General features: G+C 64.6%; 19 protein-coding genes. 12 read left to right on the top strand and 7 right to left on the bottom strand.

All coding sequences use genetic code 11. From position 1 onward, the window contains the following. Nucleotides 1–33 precede the first annotated feature (33 nt). Both secA and ACYCVF_RS24030 read left to right on the top strand, forming a co-directional pair. Entirely contained in the window at nt 34–2,874 is a 2,841-nt protein-coding gene (secA, locus tag ACYCVF_RS24035) for a preprotein translocase subunit SecA (RefSeq protein ID WP_459603631.1), read from the top strand. A gap of 292 nt (nt 2,875–3,166) precedes the next feature. Beyond that, nucleotides 3,167–4,693 (top strand): sensor histidine kinase, encoded by a 1,527-nt coding sequence (locus tag ACYCVF_RS24030; RefSeq protein ID WP_459603632.1) that lies wholly within the window; start codon nt 3,167–3,169, stop codon nt 4,691–4,693. On the opposite strand, the gene ACYCVF_RS24025 is transcribed toward ACYCVF_RS24030, so the two are convergent. After that, on the bottom strand, nt 4,644–5,066 hold the full coding sequence (locus ACYCVF_RS24025) for a response regulator (RefSeq protein ID WP_459603633.1): 423 nt from the start codon (nt 5,064–5,066) through the stop codon (nt 4,644–4,646). The genes ACYCVF_RS24030 and ACYCVF_RS24025 overlap by 50 nt on opposite strands. A 167-nt stretch (nt 5,067–5,233) precedes the next feature. Further along, on the bottom strand, nt 5,234–5,677 hold the full coding sequence (locus ACYCVF_RS24020; RefSeq protein ID WP_025576502.1) for a MarR family winged helix-turn-helix transcriptional regulator: 444 nt from the start codon (nt 5,675–5,677) through the stop codon (nt 5,234–5,236). Nucleotides 5,678–5,856: 179 nt separating this feature from the next. Here ACYCVF_RS24020 and ACYCVF_RS24015 point away from each other — a divergent pair, with 179 nt between their 5' ends. The 7 genes from ACYCVF_RS24015 (at nt 5,857) to ACYCVF_RS23985 (ending at nt 13,466) form a co-directional block, all read left to right on the top strand. Continuing rightward, on the top strand, nt 5,857–7,041 hold the full coding sequence (locus ACYCVF_RS24015; protein WP_459603634.1) for a substrate-binding domain-containing protein: 1,185 nt from the start codon (nt 5,857–5,859) through the stop codon (nt 7,039–7,041). A gap of 164 nt (nt 7,042–7,205) precedes the next feature. After that, complete coding sequence (locus ACYCVF_RS24010; RefSeq protein ID WP_459603635.1) at nt 7,206–8,720, top strand: amidase; 1,515 nt, start codon at nt 7,206–7,208, stop codon at nt 8,718–8,720. Between the two features lie 36 nt (nt 8,721–8,756). Further along, a complete protein-coding gene (locus ACYCVF_RS24005; protein ID WP_459603636.1) occupies nt 8,757–9,614 on the top strand; it encodes a branched-chain amino acid ABC transporter permease in 858 nt (285 codons plus the stop codon). Between the two features lie 4 nt (nt 9,615–9,618). Next, the gene (locus tag ACYCVF_RS24000) at nt 9,619–10,836 is read left to right on the top strand and encodes a substrate-binding protein (protein ID WP_459603637.1); all 1,218 of its coding nucleotides are present in this window, start codon (nt 9,619–9,621) and stop codon (nt 10,834–10,836) included. 129 nt (nt 10,837–10,965) lie between these two features. Beyond that, a complete protein-coding gene (locus ACYCVF_RS23995) occupies nt 10,966–12,057 on the top strand; it encodes a branched-chain amino acid ABC transporter permease (RefSeq protein WP_459603638.1) in 1,092 nt (363 codons plus the stop codon). Beyond that, the gene (locus tag ACYCVF_RS23990) at nt 12,044–12,778 is read left to right on the top strand and encodes an ABC transporter ATP-binding protein (RefSeq protein WP_459603639.1); all 735 of its coding nucleotides are present in this window, start codon (nt 12,044–12,046) and stop codon (nt 12,776–12,778) included. Before ACYCVF_RS23995 ends, ACYCVF_RS23990 begins: the two co-directional genes overlap by 14 nt. After that, nucleotides 12,771–13,466 carry a branched-chain amino acid ABC transporter ATP-binding protein gene (locus ACYCVF_RS23985; RefSeq protein ID WP_061023328.1) on the top strand — a complete coding sequence of 232 codons (696 nt, stop codon included), beginning with the start codon at nt 12,771–12,773 and terminating at the stop codon, nt 13,464–13,466. The genes ACYCVF_RS23990 and ACYCVF_RS23985 overlap by 8 nt, the downstream gene beginning before the upstream one ends. Before the next feature lie 185 nt (nt 13,467–13,651). Here ACYCVF_RS23985 and ACYCVF_RS23980 read toward each other — a convergent pair whose 3' ends face one another. From ACYCVF_RS23980 to ACYCVF_RS23965, 4 genes are all read right to left on the bottom strand, one after another. Then, nucleotides 13,652–15,175, bottom strand: coding sequence for a L,D-transpeptidase family protein (locus tag ACYCVF_RS23980; protein ID WP_459603640.1), 1,524 nt, complete (start codon nt 15,173–15,175; stop codon nt 13,652–13,654). 404 nt (nt 15,176–15,579) lie between these two features. Beyond that, nucleotides 15,580–16,542 carry an acetyl-CoA carboxylase carboxyltransferase subunit alpha gene (locus tag ACYCVF_RS23975; protein ID WP_459603641.1) on the bottom strand — a complete coding sequence of 321 codons (963 nt, stop codon included), beginning with the start codon at nt 16,540–16,542 and terminating at the stop codon, nt 15,580–15,582. A 304-nt stretch (nt 16,543–16,846) separates the two neighbouring features. Continuing rightward, nucleotides 16,847–17,803 (bottom strand): site-specific tyrosine recombinase XerD, encoded by a 957-nt coding sequence (gene xerD, locus ACYCVF_RS23970; protein WP_459603642.1) that lies wholly within the window; start codon nt 17,801–17,803, stop codon nt 16,847–16,849. Between the two features lie 17 nt (nt 17,804–17,820). Beyond that, complete coding sequence (locus tag ACYCVF_RS23965) at nt 17,821–17,967, bottom strand: hypothetical protein (RefSeq protein ID WP_035669499.1); 147 nt, start codon at nt 17,965–17,967, stop codon at nt 17,821–17,823. Between the two features lie 147 nt (nt 17,968–18,114). On the opposite strand from ACYCVF_RS23965, the gene ACYCVF_RS23960 reads away from it, so the two are divergent. From ACYCVF_RS23960 to ACYCVF_RS23950, 3 genes are all read left to right on the top strand, one after another. After that, nucleotides 18,115–18,738, top strand: coding sequence for a shikimate kinase (locus tag ACYCVF_RS23960; RefSeq protein WP_459603643.1), 624 nt, complete (start codon nt 18,115–18,117; stop codon nt 18,736–18,738). After that, entirely contained in the window at nt 18,735–19,877 is a 1,143-nt protein-coding gene (gene aroB / locus ACYCVF_RS23955) for a 3-dehydroquinate synthase (protein ID WP_459603644.1), read from the top strand. Before ACYCVF_RS23960 ends, aroB begins: the two co-directional genes overlap by 4 nt. A gap of 67 nt (nt 19,878–19,944) precedes the next feature. Continuing rightward, the gene (locus tag ACYCVF_RS23950; RefSeq protein WP_459603645.1) at nt 19,945–21,297 is read left to right on the top strand and encodes a hemolysin family protein; all 1,353 of its coding nucleotides are present in this window, start codon (nt 19,945–19,947) and stop codon (nt 21,295–21,297) included. 113 nt (nt 21,298–21,410) lie between these two features. Here the strand turns inward: ACYCVF_RS23950 and ACYCVF_RS23945 are convergent, their stop codons facing one another. Further along, entirely contained in the window at nt 21,411–21,680 is a 270-nt protein-coding gene (locus ACYCVF_RS23945) for a BolA family protein (RefSeq protein WP_459606667.1), read from the bottom strand. Nucleotides 21,681–21,757: the final 77 nt, after the last annotated feature.

Genomic DNA, 21,757 nt, shown 5'->3' with positions numbered 1-21,757 from the left:
AACGCGGTTAAATCGCGAACACAGGAACTAGGCATGATCGGCGCGCTCGCCCGCAAGTTTTTCGGCTCCGCCAACGACCGGCGGGTGAAGGGATATCAGTCCCGCGTCAACGCGATCAACGCGCTGGAGCCCGAGGTCTCCAACCTGTCCGATGAGGCGCTGAAAGCGCGCACCGCTGAATTCAAGCAGCAGCTCGCGAACGGCAAGACGCTCGACGATCTCCTGGTGCCCGCCTTCGCGACCGTGCGCGAGGCGGCCAAGCGCACGCTCGGTCAGCGCCATTTCGACGTCCAGCTGATCGGCGGCATGGTGCTGCACGAGGGCGACATCGCCGAGATGAAGACTGGCGAAGGCAAGACGCTGGTCGCAACGCTCGCGGTCTATCTCAACGCGCTCGCCGGCAAGGGCGTCCACGTCGTCACCGTCAACGACTATCTCGCCCGCCGCGACTCCGGCTGGATGGGCCAGATCTACGGCTTCCTCGGCATGACCACCGGTGTGATCGTGCACGGGCTCGACGATGCCGAGCGCAAGGCGGCCTATGCCTGCGACATCACTTACGGCACCAACAACGAATACGGCTTCGACTATCTCCGCGACAACATGAAGTACCGGCTCGAGGACATGGTCCAGCGCCCGCACTTCTTCGCCATCGTCGACGAGGTCGACTCCATCCTCATCGACGAAGCGCGCACGCCGCTGATCATCTCCGGTCCGCTCGACGACCGCTCCGACTTCTACAACACCATCGACGGCTTCCTGCCCAAGCTCGACAAGACCGACTACGACGTCGACGAGAAGCAGCGCACGGTGACGCTGACCGAAGCCGGCATGGAGAAGATCGAGACGCTGCTGCGCGATGCCGGCCAGCTCAAGGGCGAGTCGCTCTACGACGTCGAGAACGTCTCCGTCGTGCACCACATCAACCAGGCCCTGCGCGCCCACACGCTTTTCACGCGCGACAAGGACTACATCGTCCGCGACGACGAGGTCGTCATCATCGACGAGTTCACGGGACGCATGATGGCCGGCCGCCGCTATTCGGAAGGCCTGCATCAGGCGCTGGAAGCCAAGGAGCACGTCCAGGTCCAGCCCGAAAACCAGACGCTGGCCTCGATCACGTTCCAGAACTATTTCCGGATGTACGAGAAGCTGGCCGGCATGACCGGTACGGCGCTGACCGAAGCCGACGAATTGTTCGACATCTACAAGCTCGAGGTCGTGGAAATCCCGACCAATCTGCCGGTCGCTCGTCTGGACGAGGACGACGAGGTCTATCGCACCCAGAACGAGAAATACGCCGCGATCCTGGCGGAGATCGAGCGCGCCAATGCTCGGCTGCAGCCGGTGCTGGTCGGCACCGCTTCGATCGAAAAATCGGAAGTGATCGCCGAATACCTGAAGAAGCACGGCTACAAGCAGATCGATTTCGGCAGCGAAAACGCGATGCAGAAGCTGTATGCCGCGGCCCGCGCCGGCAAGCCGGCAAAGCTGTTCGCGGTGCTGAACGCGCGCTTCCACGAGCAGGAAGCCTATATCGTCGCCGAAGCCGGCGTGCCCGGCGCGATCACGATCGCGACCAACATGGCCGGCCGCGGCACCGACATCAAGCTCGGCGGCTCGCTCGAAATGCGGATCCAGCAGGAGACCGCCGGGATCGAGGACGAGGCCGAGAAGGCCAAGAAGATCGAGCAAATCAAGGCCGACATCGAGCACTTCCGCGACATCGTGCTGAAGGCCGAGGAGACCGTCGAGATCGAGCCGGCGAAGGGTTCCAAGCCCGCCAAGACCGTGAAGAAGCCCGGCGGCCTCTACATCATCGGCTCCGAGCGCCACGAATCCCGCCGTATCGACAACCAGCTGCGCGGCCGTTCCGGCCGTCAGGGCGACCCCGGCCGCTCGAAATTCTTCCTCTCGCTGGAAGACGATCTGATGCGCATCTTCGGCTCGGACCGCCTCGACAGCATGCTCCAGCGTCTCGGCCTGCAAGAGGGCGAGGCCATCATCCATCCCTGGATCAACAAGGCCCTGGAGAAGGCGCAGCAGAAGGTCGAGGCGCGCAACTTCGACATCCGCAAGAACCTCCTCAAGTTCGACAACGTCCAGAACGACCAGCGCAAGGTCATCTTCGACCAGCGCATCGAGCTGATGAAGGACGAGAGCGTCGCCGAGACCGTCACCGACATGCGCCACGCCTTCATCGACGACCTCGTCGCCAAGCACGTGCCCGAGCATGCCTATGCCGAGCAGTGGGACGTTGCGGGCCTGAAGGAAGAGCTGAAGCGCGTGCTCGATCTCGACCTGCCGGTCGACGACTGGGCCAAGGAAGAGGGCATCGCCGACGAGGAGCTGCTCTCCCGCATCGAGACCCGCGCCGACGAGCACATGGCTGCCAAGGTCGCGCAATGGGGTCCCGACGTGATGCGTTACGTCGAGAAGACCATCCTGCTCCAGACGCTCGACCATCTCTGGCGCGAGCATCTGATCATGCTCGACCATCTGCGCCAGGTCATTGGCCTCCGCGGCTACGGCCAGCGCGATCCCTTGCAGGAATACAAGACCGAAGCCTTCAATCTCTTCCAGGAGATGAGTGCGCATTTGCGTGAGGCGGTCACGGCGCAGCTGATGCGGGTCGAGATCGTCCCGCCGGAGCAGGAAGCTCCCGTCCTGCCGCCGATGGAGGCGCATAAGTTCGACCCGAATACCGGCGAAGACGAAATGGCGCTTGCCAGCGTCACCCTCGGCGCCCAGGCCACGGATGCATCGCTACGCGATCCGAAGAACCCCGCCAGCTGGGGCAAGATCGGCCGCAACGAGGACTGCCCGTGCGGCTCGGGCAAGAAGTACAAGCACTGCCACGGCAGGTATGCCTAGCCCGAGCATCGGCCGGGCTGCCGGCCGGCTCGCTTTGGTTCCATTGCTGCTGCGGCGCCAGCGCCGCAGGCATTGGCGGAACCCTCTTTAACAAATGTTGTTGTCATGTCGTGACCTTGCGGGGACGTGCGCTCGTCTCGCAAGCAAGGACGATGTCGTCCGCCGCTGCCTGACCAACTCCGACGATCGGGTGCAAGTCGGGACGGCTTAGCGGGGGTAGGCCGCCACACCGCCGGCGATGATGGGGTGTCGCTTGATGATGGCTGCGCTGGCGCGGGGTTAAGACCTTTTCATGAGTTCCGCAGACAATCTCATGCCGTCGAGAACCGAAATTCTCGAGGCGCACGATCTCGAAAGCGTCGCCGATGAGGCGGGCTTCGGCGAACTGACGTCCTTCACGGCGGCTCTGTGCGACGTGCCGATCTGTCTCGTCAGCGTGGTGGGCGACACGATGCAGCGCTTCGTGGCCAAACATGGCCTCGACGTCTCCGAAACGCCGCGCGAATCCTCGTTCTGTGCGCATGCCATGCTGGGCTCCGACCTGATGGTCGTGCCCGATGCGACCAGGGATCCGAGGTTCGCCGAAAATCCCCTGGTGACGGGAGACCCGTTCATCAGGTTCTACGCCGGCGCGCCGCTCGTGACGGAGGACGGGTTTCCGCTCGGCTCGCTCTGCGTCATCGATCGCGTGCCCAGGCCGGGCCTGACGCCGCTGCAGCAGCAGGGTCTGCGGGTCATGGCCTCCCAGGTCATGGGCGCGATGGGGCACCGCAAGAAGACGAAAATCCAGCAGGCCAGCGAGGCCGTCGCAAAGCAGGCGCTGTCGGAGACCGAGCAGAAATTTCGTATTCTGGCCGACACCATGCCCCAGATGGTGTGGTCGACGTTGCCCGATGGTCACCACGATTACTACAATGCCAGATGGTACGAATTCACGGGCGTGCCGGAGGGCTCCACCGACGGCGAGGGCTGGAACGGGATGTTCCACCCCGACGATCAGGACGCGGCCTGGGAGCGCTGGCGGCATTCGCTGAGAACCGGCGAGCCCTACGAGATCGAATACCGTTTGAGGAATGCCGAGGGCAACTATCGCTGGACTCTCGGACGCGCTCTGCCAATTCGCGATGCCGAAGGCAACATCACCCGCTGGTTCGGTACCTGCACCGACATCCACGAGCAGAAGCTGCTGATGGAGCAGCGCGAGATGATCAGCCAGGAGCTGAGCCATCGCATCAAGAACATCTTCTCCGTGATCAACGGGCTGATCGGCCTGTCGACGCGCACGCATCCGGAGCTCAAGGGGCTGGCGGACGAGCTGCGTTCACGCATCATGTCGCTCGGCAAGGCGCACGACTTCGTGCGTCCGCACAGCGCCCGATCGCAGCCGACCTCGACGCAGGCAACCCTCAAGGGCCTCCTGGAGCAGCTTCTGTCGGCCTATCAGTCGGAGGCGCAGCGGGTTGCGATCACCGGCGGTGATTTTCGCATCGACGACCGCTCCGCAACGCCGTTGGCGCTGTCGTTCCACGAACTGGCGACCAACGCTGCGAAGTACGGCGCGCTCTCGACGCTGGAGGGACGCGTCGCCATCGACATCAGCGTGGCGGACGAGGATGTCGTCATTGCGTGGACGGAACGCGGCGGTCCGCGAGTCGAGGCGGCGCCGGCCGTGGAAGGCTTCGGCTCCAGGCTGATCGCCTTGAGCATGTCGAACCAGCTCGGCGGGGCGATCTCATACGCCTGGAAACCGGAGGGGCTGCGAGCCGTGGCTACGATTCCAAAGGCCTCGATGAGCCGGCCGCTGCCGCAAAGAACGTGACGTCGGGGGAACGGGGCCGAGCCACCTCGCCGGCGGCGTGATGAACCGCGGTCAGGATCGCATCATCGCTGAAGGGCTTGCGGATGAATCCAATCGCGGTCTCCGCCCGGGGCGCGATCTGCGCGGGATTTGCGGTGACGTAGACGATCTTGGTTCCGTAGGTGCGCGACAGGTCGAGTGCGATCTGCGGCCCGGTCGACCCGTCGCGCAGATTGACGTCCACCAGCGCGATCTGCGCCCTGGGCCCTGCTTCCAGGGCCTCCTTGCGATCCGCAGCGATCGCAGCGACACGATAGCCCGCGTCTTCCAGGATGCGGGCAATATCGCTGGCGACGAAGATTTCGTCTTCGACGATCAATACTGAGCGTGTCATTCGCGACCCGTGGGTGGCCTCAAACAGACGGGCCCGGCTCGGTGGATTGGCTCCTCACGGCCGTACGCGCCCGGGATCAACCATCAGTTCCGCTTTTTGTTCCGCCACGCCGCGTGTCATGATCGGCCTTCGGCCCGCCCAGCCGCACCTCAATCCGAGCTGTCGACTCAATTCGAGCTGTCGATAAGGCTCTCCAGAAGCCGCTTCAATTCGCTCGTCGACTTGTCGCCGTAGCTCTCCAGGATGTGCTCCTCCTGGTCCACCGCGAGCGAGTTGAGCTTCTTGCACAGCACCTTGCCGCGGTCGGAGATGAACATCAGGACCTTGCGGCGGTCGTTCGGATCCTGCACGCGGTACACCAGCGTGTCCGAGACCATGCGGTCGATCATCTTGGTCAATGTCGGATGGTTGAGCAGCACGGCATCCGCAAGCTCGCCCATCGAATGGCCGTTGCCGTCCGACAGCACTTTGAGGATGCGCCATTGCTCGACCGGCACGCCCTCCTTGCTCAACCGCAGTTCGAGCTGCCGGTTGATTTCGCGGTTGGCTTGCGCGAGCAGGTAGGCCAGGTGTTCGGTGATGGGGGAGTTTTCTTTCGACGGTTTTGCCACGGCTAAGACTTCGTCTTGACCCAAATGAGTGAATGTCTTGCAATCAATGCTGCATCTATATGCACTTCAATTGTTGAATATTCAATGTTTTCAAAATAGGATCATTGCCCAACAAAAGGGCGGAAGCCGCGACCGCCTGCTCAATGTGCTTTCAGGTCTGGTGTCAGACAGGAGTTGGCGTGCGCGCGACGGTAAAGTTCCCGGCTCACGGCGGCCCGGCGTTGCCGCCGTCCCTGCTGTTCAGGAATTTGTCGTCATCGGCGGCGGACTTCGACCTGTCTCCGGTCGATGCGCATTTCATGAAGCGGCGGGGCGCGCGCAACAAGCTGCGTATCGGCAATTTTCTCACCTTCACCGGGTCGCCCGGGATATGGGGCCCGAGTTCCACCAACAGCGCGATGCTGGCGGTCGCCGAGATCAACAAGCGCGGTGGCATTCTGGGCCGCGAGCTGGAGCTGTCGATCTACGATTCCGGCGGCCCGATCGACGAGGTGGTTCGCCGCGCCGAGCAGGCGATTGCCTTCGACGAGGTCGATCTCATCATGGGATCGCACATCAGCGCCGTCCGCGTCGCGCTGCGCAAGGTCACCGGTAACCGCATCCCCTATATCTACACCCCCGTCTATGAAGGCGGCGAGCGCACCCCGGGGGTCATGGCGATCGGCGAGACGCCGCGCTGGCAGAGCCGACCGTCGATCCATTGGCTCGCGGAGGTCAAGAAGGCGGCGCGCTGGTACCTGATCGGCAGCGATTACGTCTGGCCGTGGCAGTCGCATCGCGCGGTGAAGCGCTACATCAAGGAAGCGGGCGGCCAGGTCGTCGGCGAGGAGTTCGTCCCGGTCGGCGAGGACAATCACGAGCCGCATCTGGCGCGCATCCGCGCCGCCAAGCCGGACGTGGTGCTGATCTCCCTGATTGGCACCGACAGCATCACCTTCAACCGCGCCTTCGCGGAAGCGGGCCTTGCCACCTCGACGCTGCGGCTCGGGGGTGCGATGGACGAGACCGTGCTGCTCGGCATCGGCGCCGACAACACCGAAAATCTGTTCTGCGCCTCCGGCTATTTCAACTGCATGGCTTCGCGCGCCAACGACGAGTTCCTCAGCGGATACGAAGCCATGTTCGGCGCCAATGCGCCGCCGGTCGGCTCGGTCGGCCAATCGAACTATGAGGGGCTGCGCTTCCTCGAATCCGTGGCCACCCGTGCCGGCTCGCTGGCCTTTCGTGCGCTCCTGAAGGCCGCGCGCAACACGGTCTACTCGGCAGGCCGCGGTCCGGTGACTCTTCGCGATGGCCGCGCCGAGATGCCGATGTACCTTGCCGAGGCCGACGGTCTCGACTTCAGGATCATCAAGACGCTCTGAGCGCCCTTTGCCGATACGCCGCAGCGGCGTTGCGAAATTATACTTGAAAAGGAAAATATTTCTGTCTCTAGTAACGTCGTGAAGCCGGTTGGCCCGCGCCGTGCAGGTGAGAGCGAAAGGCTTCCGTCCACGCCAGGAATCAAGAAGCCTTCAAGGAGAGCGCCGTGACAGTTGTCCTTCCCACGCCCGACCAACTTCGCAGTGTCGCCGAGCAGTGTGGCCTTTCGCTGACCGACGACGACGTGACCTCATTCCGCGGCCTGATGCAGGGCTCGATCGAAGCCTACAATCTCGTTGCCGCGATGCCGGACGAGGTGCCGGAGGTGAAATATCCGCGCACGCCGGGCTACCGGCCGTCAGCCGAGGAGAATCCGCGCAATGCCTGGTATCGCAAGTCGACCGTGAAGGGTGCCGCCAGCGGCAAGCTCAAGGGCAAGACCGTCGCCCTGAAAGACAACATCATGCTGGCCGGCGTTCCCATGACCAACGGCTCGTCGACGCTGGAAGGCTATATGCCCGATTTCGACGCCACCATCGTCACGCGCATGCTGGATGCCGGCGCGGAGATCAAGGGCAAGGTGCATTGCGAGCACTTCTGCCTGTCCGGCGGCAGCCACACCGGCTCCTATGGGCCGGTGCACAATCCGCACAAGATGGGTTACTCGGCCGGCGGCTCGTCTTCGGGCTCGGGCGTCGTGGTCGCGCTCGGCGAGGTCGACATGGCCATCGGCGGCGACCAGGGCGGTTCGATCCGCATGCCGTCGTCGTTCTGCGGCATCTACGGCATGAAGCCGACCTGGGGTCTTGTGCCCTATACCGGGATCATGCCGATCGAGATCTACGTCGACCATACCGGCCCGATGACCGCGACGGTCGCCGACAACGCGCTGCTGCTCGAAGTGCTTGCCGGCGACGACGGCTACGATCCGCGGATCAAGGCACCGAAGGTCGAGGAATACACCAAGGCGCTCGGCCAGGGCGTCAAGGGCATGAAGATCGGCATCCTGAAGGAAGGTTTCGAGCAGCCGGGCGCAGAGGCCGCGGTGAATGAAAGCGTGCGCGAGGCGGCAAAGCGCTTCAAGGATCTGGGCGCCACCGTAGAGACCGTCTCGATTCCGATGCATCTCCTGGGCGGCGCGATCTGGACCCCGATCGGGACCGAGGGCCTGACCCAGACCATGATGTTCGGCGACGGCTACGGCCTCAGCCGCGGCGATCTCTATTCGACCTCGCTGATGGATTTCCATCGCGGCTGGCGCGGGCAGGCCGACTCGCTGTCGGAGACCACGAAATTGTTCATGATGCTCGGCACCTACATCAACAACAATTTCGGTCCGCGCTTCTACGGCAAGGCGCTCAACATCTCCCGCCGGCTGACCGCGGCCTACGACAAGGCGTTCAAGGATTACGATCTGCTCCTGCTGCCGACGACGCCGATGAAGGCGACCAAGCTGCCGGAGCCCAATGCCAGCCGCGAGGAATACGTCGCCCGCGCGCTGGAGATGATCTCCAACACCGCGCCGTTCGACATCACCCATCATCCGGCGATGTCGCTGCCCTGCGGCATGGTCGACGGCCTGCCGGCCGGCCTGATGCTGGTCGGCCGCATGTTCGAGGAAACGACCATCTACCGCGCCGCGCATGCTTTCGAGCAGATCGGCGACTGGAAGAAGATGTGAGAGGCGCATCGATGCAGGCGAGCGGAAACGCAGCGCATGGCTAACGCGTTCGTCGCAGCGTTCGAGATCCTGAGCTTCGGCGCGATCATCGTCCTGATCGTGCTGGGGCTCGGGATCATCGCCAGCATGATGGGCATCTTCAACTTCGCGCAAGGCGAGTTCGTCCTGCTCGGGGCCTACATCACCTATCTCGCCTATGCCAAGGGCCTGCCGATCTGGACGGGCATGGTTGCAGCGCCCTTCGTGGTCGGCGCGCTCGGCTTCGTGCTGGAGGCGCTGATCATCCGCCGCTTCTATGCCGCTCCGATCGTCGCCATGCTCGGCACCTATGCGCTCGGGCTGATCATCCGCGAATCCGTGCGCGGCCTGATCGGCGGCTTCTATCTCACCGTGCCGGAGCCGATCGGCGGCTCGATCGACATCGGCTCCATCCACATCTCGGCCTGGCGCTTCACCATCATCGTCGTCACGCTCCTGGTGATGGCCGGCTGTTACCTGCTGCTCTCGCGCACCAGCTTCGGCCTGCGCATGCGCGCTACGCTGGAGAACCCGTCGCTGGCGCGCGCCTCCGGCATCTCCACGCCCTTGATGTATGGCGCCACCTTCGCGTTCGGCTCCGCGCTCGCAGGGCTTGCCGGCGCGCTGATCGTGCCGGTCTTCAGCCTCTACGCCGATCTCGGCCTGCGCTTCCTGATCCAGGGCTTCGTCGCGGTCATGGTCGGCGGTGTCGGCTCCTTCATCGGCCCGGTCGCGGGCGCCGGCGTCATCGGCACGCTCAGCGCCGCGCTGCCCTGGGTGATGGCACCCGTCGTCGCCGACGTGCTCGTCTTCGTCCTTGCCATCGTCTTCATCAAATTCCGCCCGCAGGGCATCATCGCTGGAAAAGGGGTTTAGTCACATGTTCGACCGCACTCAGCTCTCACGCCGCCGCTTTCTTTCGAATTTCGCCTTTGCTTCCGGCGCGGTTGCGACCGGCATCGGCAGCTGGGTGATTCCGGCCGGCTGGGCCAATGCGGCGGAAGGACCGATCAAGGTCGGCATCGCCACCGACTTGACCGGCCCGATCGCCTATGCCGGCAATGCCGACGCCAATGTCGCCAAGATGGTGATCAAGGAGATCAACGCGGCCGGCGGCCTGCTCGGCCGGCCGCTCGAGCTCTACATCGAGGACACCGCGTCCAACGAATCCGTCGCCGTCGGCAACGTGCGAAAGCTGATCCAGCGCGACAAGGTCGACATGGTGCTCGGCGGCATCACCTCGTCGATGCGCAACGCGATCAAGGACCCGATCGTCGCTCGCGGCAAGACGCTCTATATCTACCCGCAGCTCTACGAAGGCAAGGAGTGCACGCCCTATCTGTTCTGCACCGGCCCGACGCCGGCGCAGCAGTGCGACGAGTTCATCCCCTGGCTGATCAAGAACGGCGGCAAGAAGTTCGCGCTGCCGAGCGCCAATTACGTCTGGCCGCACACGCTCAACGTCTACGCCCGCAAGGTGATCGAAGCCAACGGCGGCGAAGTCGTGTTCGAGGAATATTACCCGCTCGACCAGGTCGACTTCTCCTCGACCGTCAACCGCATCATCTCCAACAAGGTCGACGTCGTCTTCAACACCGTCATTCCGCCGGGCGTCGGTCCGTTCTTCAAGCAGCTCTATGAGGCGGGCTTCCTCAAGAACGGCGGGCGGCTCGCCTGCGTCTACTACGATGAGAACACGCTCAACATCAACCAGGCCGCCGAGATCGAGGGCCTCGCGAGCTGCCTCGACTATTTCAAGGTGCTGACCAAGGAAAATCCGTTCGACGCCAAGATCCAGGCCGCATACGAGAAGGATTTCCCCGGCAACTTCCTGTTCGCCGCCGGCAGCGCCGCCACCGGCACCTATCGCGGCCTGAAGCTGTGGGAAGCCGCGGTCAAGGAAGCCGGCAAGATCGATCGCGAATCGGTCGCCGCCGCGCTCGACCACGCCAAGATCGCCGAAGGCCCGGGCGGACCGGCCGAAATGGTGCCGGGCAAGCGGCACTGCAAGATGAAGATGTACACCGCGGTCGCCAAGGGTGGGAACTACGAGATCGTCGCCCGCAGCAACGGCCTCGTCGACCCCAAGGAATGCTGACGACAAATGCCGGGTCATCGTCAGTTTGGCTTGCATCTGTGCCGGCCGACAGGCTCTCTGTTCATCTCTCCCCGTTGGGGAGAGGTGAATCACGACCAGGCGGACTGATCCCACGATGTCGAATTCGAAATGCTGAAGTCCATGGGTGCAGCTAAGCAGGCTGTCCACGCCAAAGTTGGCAGCGAAGCGGCCCTTCCGGTGGCCAAAAGCGCATCGGGGGGCCGAAAAGTCCTGCCGATCGTGGAGGGCCTCGTGCTCCTCGCGGCGCTGTTCGCGCCACTGCTGTTGCAGGACTATCTCACGGTGTTCGCAACGCGGGTGATCATCCTCGCGCTGTTCGCGCTGTCGTTCGACCTGGTCTGGGGCTACGCCGGCATCATGAGCTTCGGCCAGGCGCTGTTCTTCGGATCGGCGGGCTATGGCGTGGCGCTGCTCGCGCGCGACCTCGACATCACCAACATTTTCCTGGTGCTGCCGGCAGGGACCGTCATTGGTCTCACCTTCGCGCTGCTGCTTGGCGGTTTCCTGCTGCTCGGACGGCATCCCTCCAGCGTGATCTTCGTCTCGCTCGGCACGCTCACCGGCTCCTACGCCGCGGATCGCCTCGCGCGCGGCTGGTACTATCTCGGCGGCCAGAACGGCATTCCCTCGATCGCGCCGATGTCGCTCGGCGGTTACGAGTTCACGGAAGGGCCGTCCTTCTACTATCTCGTGCTCGGCATCCTCGTCGTCGTCTACCTGCTCTGTCGCTTCCTGGTACGCTCGCAGTTCGGTCTGGCGCTGGCCGGCCTGCGCGAGAACGAGCAGCGCATCGCCTTCTTCGGCTACAAGACGCAGCATCTGAAAGCCATCATCTTCGCCATCGGGGGCGCCGTCGCCGGCCTTGCCGGCAGCCTCTACGCCTTCCACGAGGGTTTCGTCTGGCCCAACATGGTGGGCGTCGTGGTCTCGACGCAAGTGGTGCTCTACGTGCTGTTCGGCGGCTCCGGTACGCTGATCGGCGCCGTCATCGGCGCGATCATCGTCGAGGGTGTCAGCTTCTGGCTGTCGGACAATTATCGCGAGATCTGGCCGATCATTCTCGGTGTCCTGCTGCTGCTCGTGATCCTGTTCCGGCCGCTCGGCCTGATCAGCTTCGTGCTCGGCGAGCGCGAGCGGGTCGGCAGCTTTGGTGCCAAGGCCAAGGAGACGAAAAAGGAGAAGCGCAATGCCGCTCCTTGAAGCCGTCGGCATCAAGAAGGTCTTCGGCAAGCTCACCGCGCTCGACGGCGCCGCGCTCACCGTCGGCGAGAACGAGTTTCACGGCCTAATCGGCCCGAACGGCTCCGGCAAGAGCACCTTGATGAAGTGCATCGCCGGCGCCGAGGTGCCGACGCAGGGCAAGGTCTCCTTCATCAACACCGACATCACCGCGTTCACGCCGACCGAGCGGGCGCGGGCCGGCATGAGCCTCAAGTTCCAGATCACCAGCGTGCTGCCGACGCTGACGCTCTACGATAACATCCTGCTCGCGCTGCAGGCGCAGTGCTCGCTGTTCGACCTCGTGTTCTCGCGCACGCGCGGCGCGTTGCACGACCAGGTCATGACCATGCTGACGCAGTTCCGTCTCGCCGACCGCGCCTTCGATGCAGCCGCGGCGCTGTCGCACGGCCAGCAGCAATGGCTGGAGATCGCGATGGCGCTCGCCGGCAAGCCGAAGCTGTTGCTGCTCGACGAGCCCACCGGCGGCATGAGCCTCGAGGAGCGCCGCGTCACCGGCGAGCTGCTCCAGCCGATCAAGCAGCACTGCTCGCTCGTCATCGTCGAGCACGACCTCGATTTCATCCGAGACATCTGCGATCGCCTCACCGTGCTCGACCAGGGCAAGGTGCTGGCCTCGGGCACGGTGTCCGAGATCCAGGCCAACAAAGCCGTCCAGGAGATCTATCTGCGCCGTGCCTGAATTTTTGGACATCAAGCATCTCGACGCCGGCTATGGCCGGAGCCAGGTCCTGTTCGATATCAACCTCGGCATTCCCTGGCGCGGCGGTGTCGCCGTGCTCGGGCGCAACGGCGCCGGCAAGACCACGCTGATGAAGACCATCGTCGGCGAGCTGCCGGCGTGGAAGGGCGAGGTCGCCTTCGACGGCCGCGACATCAGCCGCCGGGCGACCCAGGAGCGCGTCCGCGCCGGCATCGGCTACGTGCCGCAGGAGCATTCGGTGTTCGCGCGCCTGTCGGTGCGCGACAATCTCGCGGTCGGCTCGCTCGCGAGCAAGAAGGCCGACGCAGTCGATCACGTGCTGACCATCTTCCCCAAGCTCGGCCAGCGCCTCGACCAGCCCGCCGGCACGCTCTCCGGCGGCGAGCGCAAGATGCTCGCCATCGGCCGCGCCATGCTGGGCGATCCCAAGCTGTTGCTGCTGGACGAGCCGACCGAAGGCGTCTGGATCGGCGTGATCGAGGAGATCACCGAGCGCCTGATCGAGCTCGCGAAGACCATCGCCGTCATCATCGTCGAGCAGCACCTCGACCTCGCCTTGCGCGTCGCCGACTACGCCTACGTGCTCGACCGCGGCAGGGTCGCGCTGCAGGGGAACGCAGGCGAGGTCAGGGACAATCCGGAGCTGATGCGGTATCTGGCGCCGTAGTACGTTGCAGCGTTCTTTGAGTGAGGCGCAGGGTCCTCACCCCGATCCCACCTGTCATGCCCGCGCACCGAAGGGGCATCCAGTACGCCGCGGCGTCTCGATGAACAAACTCTGTCTCTGCAATACTGGATTCCCCGCCTTCGCGGAAATGACGGCATGAGGCCAGGATAGGGCGCCGTGCCGCCCTACTTCACCGCCCCAAACCGGCTGTCGAACGAGTTCGACTGCACCACTGGCGCGGCGCCCATGATCTGCGTCGCTTCGCCCGCGCCATCCGAGACGGACGGCTTCAGCGCCGGACGCGTCGCGGCGAGGCGCGTATCTGGCTTCGCCGGCTCGGCCGGCTTGGCGGCGACGGCAGAAGGCTTTGGCGCGTCCTTCGACGTATCCTTGGATTTGTCATGCCCCGGCACGAAGCGGGTCACTGCGGCCTTGAGCCGGGACGCGGCCGTGGCCGGCGTCGTCGTGGTGGCCGGGGCGACGGAGGCGGTGGCTTGCGGCGGTGGCGTGGTCGCCGTCGTGTCGGACGAGCCCATGCCCATCTTGCGGCCGAGGTTCGAGAAGAAGCCGCCGCCTTGCGATTTCTCGGCTTGGGGTTTCTCGGCAGGCGCAGCCGCGGCGACGCGGGTGGCTGCGGGCGCGCTGACGGCTGCGACCGGCACGTCCTGCGGCGCTGGCGCGGCCGCCACCGCATCGAGATTCGGCTTGGGCGGATTGACGTGGCCGGGGATCGTGCCCGGCGCCTTCGCCATCGCCAACATCTGCAGCGTGGTGCCTTCGGCGCCCTCGGACAGGCCGGTCGAGCCTTCCGGAATCTTCGCGGCGAAGATCTTGTTCATGCCGCCGTCGATGCCGGTGTTCATGCGCGCCACCGGCGTGCCCTTGGCGACGAGCTTGGCGTATTCCGCCTCGTCCTTGGCTTGCTTGCCGCGCACGGCGCTGGCGATCTCCTCCGGGATCACATAGGCCGGGCATTTCGCCGAGGCGTCGAACACCAGGTCGCGCTTGGCGTCAGCCGGCTTCGCCGCGTCGAAGACGTATTTCTTCTCGCAGAAATCGACCTTCGGCTCCTGCCGCGTCACCTCGAAATGATCATAGCCTTCCTTGATCATCTTCCAGAACGGCATGTTCGGATTGTTCCGGTGCCTCGCCATGTTCACCGGCGTCATCTTGAACGGATAGGCCTGGAGCTGGAACGCCTTCTGGCCGCCGAAGAAGGATTCGCGCCCCAACGAATAGATCTCCGCGATCTGCTCGTCAGTCATCGCGTAGCAGCCGCGCGATGAGCAATCGCCGTGCACCATCAGCTGCGAGCCGGTGCGGCCCAGCGCCTTGTCGAACGCGTTCGGATAGCCAGTGTTGAAGGAGAGGTAATAGGCCGACTGCGGATTCATCTGGCCCGGATTGATCGAGTAGAATCCCTCCGGCGCCTGGCGGTCGCCTTCGCGCACCTTGGGGCCGAGATCGCCCGACCAGCGGCAGATCGGGTAGGTCTTGAGCAGCGCGAACTGGCCCGAGCGGGTCTGCTTCCAGATCTCGAGCTCGGCCTCCTGCTTGAACAGGCGGACCAGGATCGGCGATTGCAGATCCATGTCCTTCTCGGCCATCGCAGCGATCAGCTTCGGCGGCACCGGCTGGTTGGCCTTGGCGTTGGTCGCGAGCGAAACCTGGTCGGTGTTGCAGCCGGTCAGCAGAACGCCGGCCGTCATCAGCGCAACCGAAGCCAAGAGCGCGCGAGCAAGCGAACGAGAAATCAAGTTGGACCCCACACCGTGCCGGGCAGAGAGCGCGAACCCCAAATCCTTTGGAGCATGATCCGACCGGCGAACCGGACCCGTCAACGGGCTATTTCAGACCACGCTCCAGCGCTTATGCCCTGAAGCCATTGATTAAAATTCTAACCTCTGGGTCATGTGGTCGCAACCCGAGCGGGGATCACGAGGGCGTTGGCCCAAAGGTGTGGTCAACAGAGACTTAAACTGGGCCGGAACTTGGACCGCGCGGCCAAACCACCACTGAGATCGCCGATTTGGGCAAAAAAAGGGTTAATGCGGGGTTACCGGGGGCGGGGGGAGGGAGCGCACCGCCGTCTGGGAGCCGCAAGGAAGCCAAATCAGCCCAGTTTTCGGCCGATCTCGAGGAATTTCTGGCGCCGCTGCTTGCGGATGGCCTCGCCGTCGAGGTCCCGGAGCTCGTCGAAGGCCTTGGCGATGGCCTCACCCGTCGTGGCGATCATGGCGGCGGGGTCGCGATGGGCGCCGCCGACCGGCTCCTTCAGGATGGCGTCGATCACCCCGAAGCGCAGCATGTCCTGGGCGGTGATCTTCATGTTGTTGGCGGCTTCCTGGGCCTTGGTGCCGTCGCGCCAGAGGATCGAGGACGCCGCTTCCGGCGAGATCACGCTGTAGATCGCGTGCTCCAGCATCAAGACCTTGTTGGCGGTGGTGATGGCGATGGCGCCGCCCGACATGCCCTCGCCGGTGATGATGGCGACGTTCGGCACGGTCAACGCCAGGCAGGCGTCGGTCGAGCGCGCGATCGCCTCGGCCTGTCCGCGCTCCTCTGCGCCGATGCCGGGATAGGCGCCGGCGGAATCGGCGAGCGACAACACGGGGAGGCCGAAGCGCTCGGCCATCTCCATCAGCCGCACGCATTTGCGATAGCCTTCCGGCCGCGCCATGCCGAAATTGTGCCGGATCCGGCTCTCGGTGGAATCGCCCTTCTCCTGGCCCATCACGCAGATCGGCTCGCCGCGGAAGCGGCCGAAGCCGGCGACCAGCGCCTCGTCCTCGCCGAACTTGCGGTCGCCCGCGAGCGGGGTGAACTCGGTGATCAGGCCCTTGATGAAATCGTTGAAATGCGGCCGCTGCGGGTGGCGCGCGACCAGCGTCTTCTGCCACGGCGTCAGGTTCTGATAGAGGTCGGCCAGCGCCTGCGCCGCCTTGTCCTCGATCCGCCCGATCTCGTCGCTGATGTCGGTGCCGGACGCCGCGAGCGCCCGCAATTCATCGACCTTGGAGTCGAGCTCGGCGACGGGCTTTTCGAAGTCGAGATAGCTGCGCATCTGGTCTTGCATCAACTCAATATAGGGGGACGGGGCCTTGGAGCGAAGCGAGGTTAGGGTCGCGGAAAGAAGTCTAGCGTCTTCAATGGCTTGGCTTGTGTGCTCGTGTGGCGCCAGCCAAATCAATCGTAAGGCCCCGGCTCTTTCTGCGGAGATGCGCCCGAAGTCAAGGCGGTTAGTTTACCTCTCCCGCTTGCGGGAGAGGTCGCGCCGAAGGCGCGGGTGAGGGTTTTCTCCTCTTGGGGAGTGTCCCGTCGTGGAGGCACCCTCTCCCAACCCTCTCCCGCAAGCGGGCGAGGGAGCGCACCTCCCAAGCCTATTTCTCCGCCAGCGGGTGCAGGTCGCGCACCAGGCTCTTCAGCCGCTCCTCGACCACATGGGTGTAGATCTGGGTCGTCGAGATGTCGGTGTGGCCGAGCAGGGTCTGCACGATGCGCAGATCGGCGCCATTGTGCAGCAGGTGGCTCGCGAAGGCGTGGCGCAGCACGTGCGGGGAGACCAGCCGGGCCTGCAGCCCGGAGGCGACCGCGAGCTCCTTGAGGTCGCGGGCAAAATGCTGCCGCGTCAGATGTCCGCTCTCGCCGAAGGAGGGGAATAGCCATTTCGAGGCGGCCACGCTGTTCTGCTTGTCGGCTTTTGCCGCTTCGGTCGCGGCGAGATAGTCCGCCATCGCCTGCCGCGAGGCCTCGTTGAGCGGCACCAGGCGCTCCTTGTTGCCCTTGCCGCGCACCACGATCATGCGGGCGTCGCGCTTGGCCGCCGAGCGCGGCAGCGCCACCAGCTCGGAGACGCGAAGGCCCGTGGCATAGAGCACCTCGAGCAGGCAATAGAGCCTGAGAGCGCGCAGCCGCTTCGAGGGCGAGGCATCTTCCGCCTCGCTCAACTCCTTGGCGCGGCGGAGCATGCGGTCGACATCGGCGATCGACAGCACCTTCGGCAGGCCGCGGCCGCGCTTGGGACCGGACAGGATCGCCGCGGGATCGTCGCCACGGATGCGCTCGTTCAGGAGGAAGCGGTAGAGATGCCGCATCGCCGACAGGCGGCGGGCGACGCTGGTGGATTTGAAGCCGCGGGTGTCGAGATCGGCGAGATAGTCGCGCAGCGTCTGCGTTTCCGCGTCCACGAAACTGCGGCCGACGCGGCCCAGGAATTCCGAGAAGTCGCTGAGGTCGCGGCGATAGGCGTCGAGCGTGTTGGGTCCGGCGCCCTGTTCCGCCGCGAGCATGTCGAGGAACAGGCCGATGAGCTTGGCATCTGAGGGCTTGGTGCGCATGCCCTGGAGGCTAGCTCCTATTTCTTGAGAAACTTATCCGGCGGAATCGTCACCGTCATTTCCCGCGGCTTCGGATTGACGAAGTTCGCCAGCGCGAACACCACGCCATAGACGATGCCGGCGATCACGGCGACGACCGTCAGGAAGCGGAACAGGCTGGGCATCGTTCTGGGGTCCGGGCGGGCAAATTAATCAATGGAATCATCCAACATGTTCGCCGTTTCGTGGCAAGAGTCCTCTGGCGAGGCCCCCTGCGGGGTCGTATAGGTGGCCAAAGGATGCCGCCTTTGGTGGCAGGTTGAGCGAGATTCATGTCCGACGCCGCGGTGCCAGCACAAGCGACCCCTGAGGCCGACATCCTGTCGGCGCTCGGTGCGCGCTCGATCGTGCTCGTCGGCATGATGGGTGTGGGCAAATCCACCATCGGCCGGCGGTTGGCGGCGCGGCTCAAGCTGCCCTTCGTCGATGCCGACACCGAGATCGAGGCGGCAGCCGGCATGACCATACCCGAAATCTTCGAGCGCCATGGCGAACCGCATTTCCGCGACGGCGAGGCCCGCGTGATCGCACGGCTGCTCGACGGCGGGCCGATCGTGCTGGCGACCGGCGGCGGCGCCTTCATGCGCGAGGAGACGCGTGCACGCATCGCGGCGAAGGCCATCTCGATCTGGCTGAGGGCGGACCACGACGTCATCATGCGCCGCGTGCGGCGCCGCGCCGATCGCCCGCTGCTCCAGACCGCCGATCCCGAAGGCACCGTGACGCGCCTCCTCACCGAGCGCGAGCCGGTTTATGCCAATGCCGACCTCACCATCGCCTCGCGCGACGTGCCGCACGACAAGATCGTCGAGGAATGCATCGAGACGCTGCACGCCCATCTCTGCGGCGAGCAGGCGTCTCAGCCACCTGCCGACGTTGCGAGTGCCGTACGATGACTGCCCCGTTGAAACATTCCGACCCCGTCAATGTCGACGTCGCGCTCGGCGATCGCGCCTATGACATCGTCATCGGCCGCGGCGTGCTGGCCTCGCTCGGCGAACGGGTCGCTGCCTTGCGGCCGGGCGTGCGTACCGCGATCGTCACAGATCGGACCGTCGCGAAACATTGGCTCGAGCCGACCGAGGCGTCGCTTGCAGCCAGCGGCATTCCGACCTCGCGCATCGTCGTCGAGGAAGGCGAGATCTCGAAGACCTATGCGGGCCTCGAAAAGGTCAGCGAAGCCCTGATCGCCGCGAAAATCGAACGCAACGATCTCGTCATCGCGCTCGGCGGCGGCGTGGTCGGCGATCTCACCGGCTTTGCCGCGGCGATCCTGCGCCGCGGCGTCGATTTCGTGCAGGTGCCGACCTCGCTTCTGGCGCAGGTCGATTCATCCGTCGGCGGCAAGACCGGCATCAATTCGCCGCAGGGCAAGAACCTGCTCGGCGCCTTCCATCAGCCGGTGCTGGTCATCGCCGACACCGCCGTGCTCGACACGCTGTCGCCGCGCCAGTTCCGCGCCGGCTATGCGGAGGTCGCCAAATACGGCGTGCTCGGCGACGAGGCCTTCTTCACCTGGCTGGAAAAGAACCATTCCGACATATTCAAGGGCGGATCGGCCCGCGAGCATGCGATCGCGACCTCCTGCCGCGCCAAGGCCGGGGTCGTCTCGCGCGATGAGCGCGAGACCGGCGAGCGCGCGCTGCTCAATCTCGGCCACACCTTCGGTCACGCGCTGGAAGCGGCGACGGGCTTCTCCGACCGTCTGTTCCACGGCGAGGGCGTCGCCATCGGCATGACGCTGGCGGCGCAATTCTCGGCCCGGCTCGGCATGATCGGCGAGGCCGACGCGGCGCGTGTCGAGCGCCACCTGATCGAGGCCGGCCTGCCGACGCGCTTGCAGGACATCGCCGGCTTTGCGCAGGAAGGGCTCGCCGACGCCGACGCGCTCATGGCGCTGATGGCGCAGGACAAGAAGGTCAAGCGCGGCAAGCTCACTTTCATCCTGCTGGAGGCGGTCGGCCGGGCCGTCATTGCCAAGGATGTGGAGCCGGCCCTGGTGCGCGATTTCCTGAAGTCGAAACTGTCGCAGTGATGGCGGAATTGTCCGGACGTGCCGCCCGCGAAGAGGTGCGGAAGGTCGAGGCGGTCGCGAGGCAAACATGAGTTCGATCTCGATCAATCTGCTGCTTGCGGTTCTCTTGCTCGCCGCCAATGCGTTTTACGTGGCAGCCGAATTTGCGCTGGTGAAGAGCCGCGGCTTTCGCGTCAAGGCTATGGTCGAGCAGAACCGCTTCGGCGCACACCTGCTGCAGAGGATGATGGGCAACATCGAATCCTATCTCGCCTGCTGCCAGCTCGGCATCACCATGGCCTCCCTTGGTCTCGGCTGGATCGGTGAGCCGACCGTTTCCGCGCTGCTGAGCCCGATCCTCAGTCCGCTCGGATTGTCGGAGGCCACGCTGCACTTCACCTCCTTCGTGGCGGGTTTCCTGGTTTTCTCCTCGCTGCACATCATCATCGGCGAGCAGGTGCCGAAGACGCTTGCGATCAGGGAGCCGATGCCGGTGTCGCAGTGGATCGCGTATCCGCTGCATGCCTCCTACCTAGTGTTCTATCCGCTGAGCTGGTGTCTCAACGCGGCTTCGGGCGCGATCCTGCGCCTGATCGGCGTTCAGGAGTTTTCGCAGCACGAGATCCTGACGGATTCCGAGATCGAGGGCTTGGTCGAGGAATCGGCCGTGCACGGCAAGATCGAAAGCGGCGAGGCCGAATACATTCATAATGTCTTCCGCCTCGGCGAGCTGACCGTGTCCGACGTGATGGTTCATCGCACCGCGATGGTGATGATCTGCGCCGACCTGCCGCCGGAGGAGCTGGTGCGGGAGGTGCTGGCCACCGAGTACACCCGCATTCCGCTGTGGCGCGAAAAGTCGGAGAACATCATCGGCATTCTGCACGCCAAGGATCTCTTGCGCGCAATTCGCGCCTCGGACGGCGATACGTCGCGCATCGACGTCACCACCATCATGCTGCCGCCCTGGTTCGTGCCGGAAATGCGGCCGATATCCCAGCAGCTCAAGGCGTTTCGTCGTCGCAAGACCCATTTCGCGCTCGTCGTCGACGAGTATGGCGAGGTCGAAGGGCTCGTCACGCTGGAAGACATTCTGGAGGAGATCGTCGGCGACATTTCGGACGAGCACGACGTGGTGGTCGCCGGTGTCCGCCGTCAGCCCGACGGCTCCGTCGTGGTCGACGGCTCGGTCCCGATCCGCGATCTCAACCGCGTGCTGGACTGGCACCTGCCCGATGAAGAGGCAACGACGGTCGCCGGCCTCGTCATTCACGAAGCGCGCTCGATCCCCGACCGCGGCCAGAGTTTTACCTTCCACGGCTTCCGCTTCCGCGTCCTCCGCCGCGAGCGCAACCGCATCACCGCGCTCCGTATTTCACCGTTCGCACGCGAGGCCGAACTGGAGGAGGCCAAGCCGAGGCGGGCCGGGACGTCGTTCTAGAGTCTAGGTTCTGCTTACGTTGCAACAGCATCGTCATTCCGGGGCGCCCGAAGGGCGAACCCGGAATCTCGAGATTCCGGGCTCGATGCTTCGCATCGCCCCGGAATGACGGCCTAGTCTTCCCCCGGCGCCTGCGCGTGGATCGCGAGCGCATGCACGCCGCCCGAGAGTTCCGCGGCCAGCGCCGAATTAATCATGCGATGGCGATCGACCCGGCTCTTCCCTTTGAAGGCTTGCGACACGATATAGACGCGAAAGTGCGTCTCGCCGCCCGGCTGATGGCCGGCGTGGCCCTCATGCAAATGTGACTCGTCGACGACCCGCAGGCTTTCCGGCGTGAAAGCTTCCTGCAACTTGTTGCTGATAGTGTCTTTCATGACCATGAGTGCCATTAAGGGACGCGATCGCGGCCCGTCAACTCCCCGGGCTTCACGCTAATTGCAATGTCAAGACTTGAAGG

It is taken from the genome of Bradyrhizobium cedriense, from assembly GCF_054602315.1.
This window is presented reverse-complemented; position numbering and strand designations above follow the sequence as displayed.

Coding starts and splice junctions, on each gene's coding strand:
- secA (WP_459603631.1), top strand. CDS start 34: ATGATCGGCGCGCTCGCCCGCAAGTTTTTCGGCTCCGCCAACGACCGG.
- ACYCVF_RS24030 (WP_459603632.1), top strand. CDS start 3,167: ATGAGTTCCGCAGACAATCTCATGCCGTCGAGAACCGAAATTCTCGAG.
- ACYCVF_RS24025 (WP_459603633.1), bottom strand. CDS start 5,066: ATGACACGCTCAGTATTGATCGTCGAAGACGAAATCTTCGTCGCCAGC.
- ACYCVF_RS24005 (WP_459603636.1), top strand. CDS start 8,757: ATGGCTAACGCGTTCGTCGCAGCGTTCGAGATCCTGAGCTTCGGCGCG.
- ACYCVF_RS24000 (WP_459603637.1), top strand. CDS start 9,619: ATGTTCGACCGCACTCAGCTCTCACGCCGCCGCTTTCTTTCGAATTTC.
- ACYCVF_RS23995 (WP_459603638.1), top strand. CDS start 10,966: ATGCTGAAGTCCATGGGTGCAGCTAAGCAGGCTGTCCACGCCAAAGTT.
- ACYCVF_RS23990 (WP_459603639.1), top strand. CDS start 12,044: ATGCCGCTCCTTGAAGCCGTCGGCATCAAGAAGGTCTTCGGCAAGCTC.
- ACYCVF_RS23980 (WP_459603640.1), bottom strand. CDS start 15,175: ATGACGGCCGGCGTTCTGCTGACCGGCTGCAACACCGACCAGGTTTCG.
- ACYCVF_RS23975 (WP_459603641.1), bottom strand. CDS start 16,542: ATGCAAGACCAGATGCGCAGCTATCTCGACTTCGAAAAGCCCGTCGCC.
- xerD (WP_459603642.1), bottom strand. CDS start 17,803: ATGCGCACCAAGCCCTCAGATGCCAAGCTCATCGGCCTGTTCCTCGAC.
- ACYCVF_RS23965 (WP_035669499.1), bottom strand. CDS start 17,967: ATGCCCAGCCTGTTCCGCTTCCTGACGGTCGTCGCCGTGATCGCCGGC.
- ACYCVF_RS23960 (WP_459603643.1), top strand. CDS start 18,115: ATGTCCGACGCCGCGGTGCCAGCACAAGCGACCCCTGAGGCCGACATC.
- aroB (WP_459603644.1), top strand. CDS start 18,735: ATGACTGCCCCGTTGAAACATTCCGACCCCGTCAATGTCGACGTCGCG.
- ACYCVF_RS23950 (WP_459603645.1), top strand. CDS start 19,945: ATGAGTTCGATCTCGATCAATCTGCTGCTTGCGGTTCTCTTGCTCGCC.
- ACYCVF_RS23945 (WP_459606667.1), bottom strand. CDS start 21,680: ATGGTCATGAAAGACACTATCAGCAACAAGTTGCAGGAAGCTTTCACG.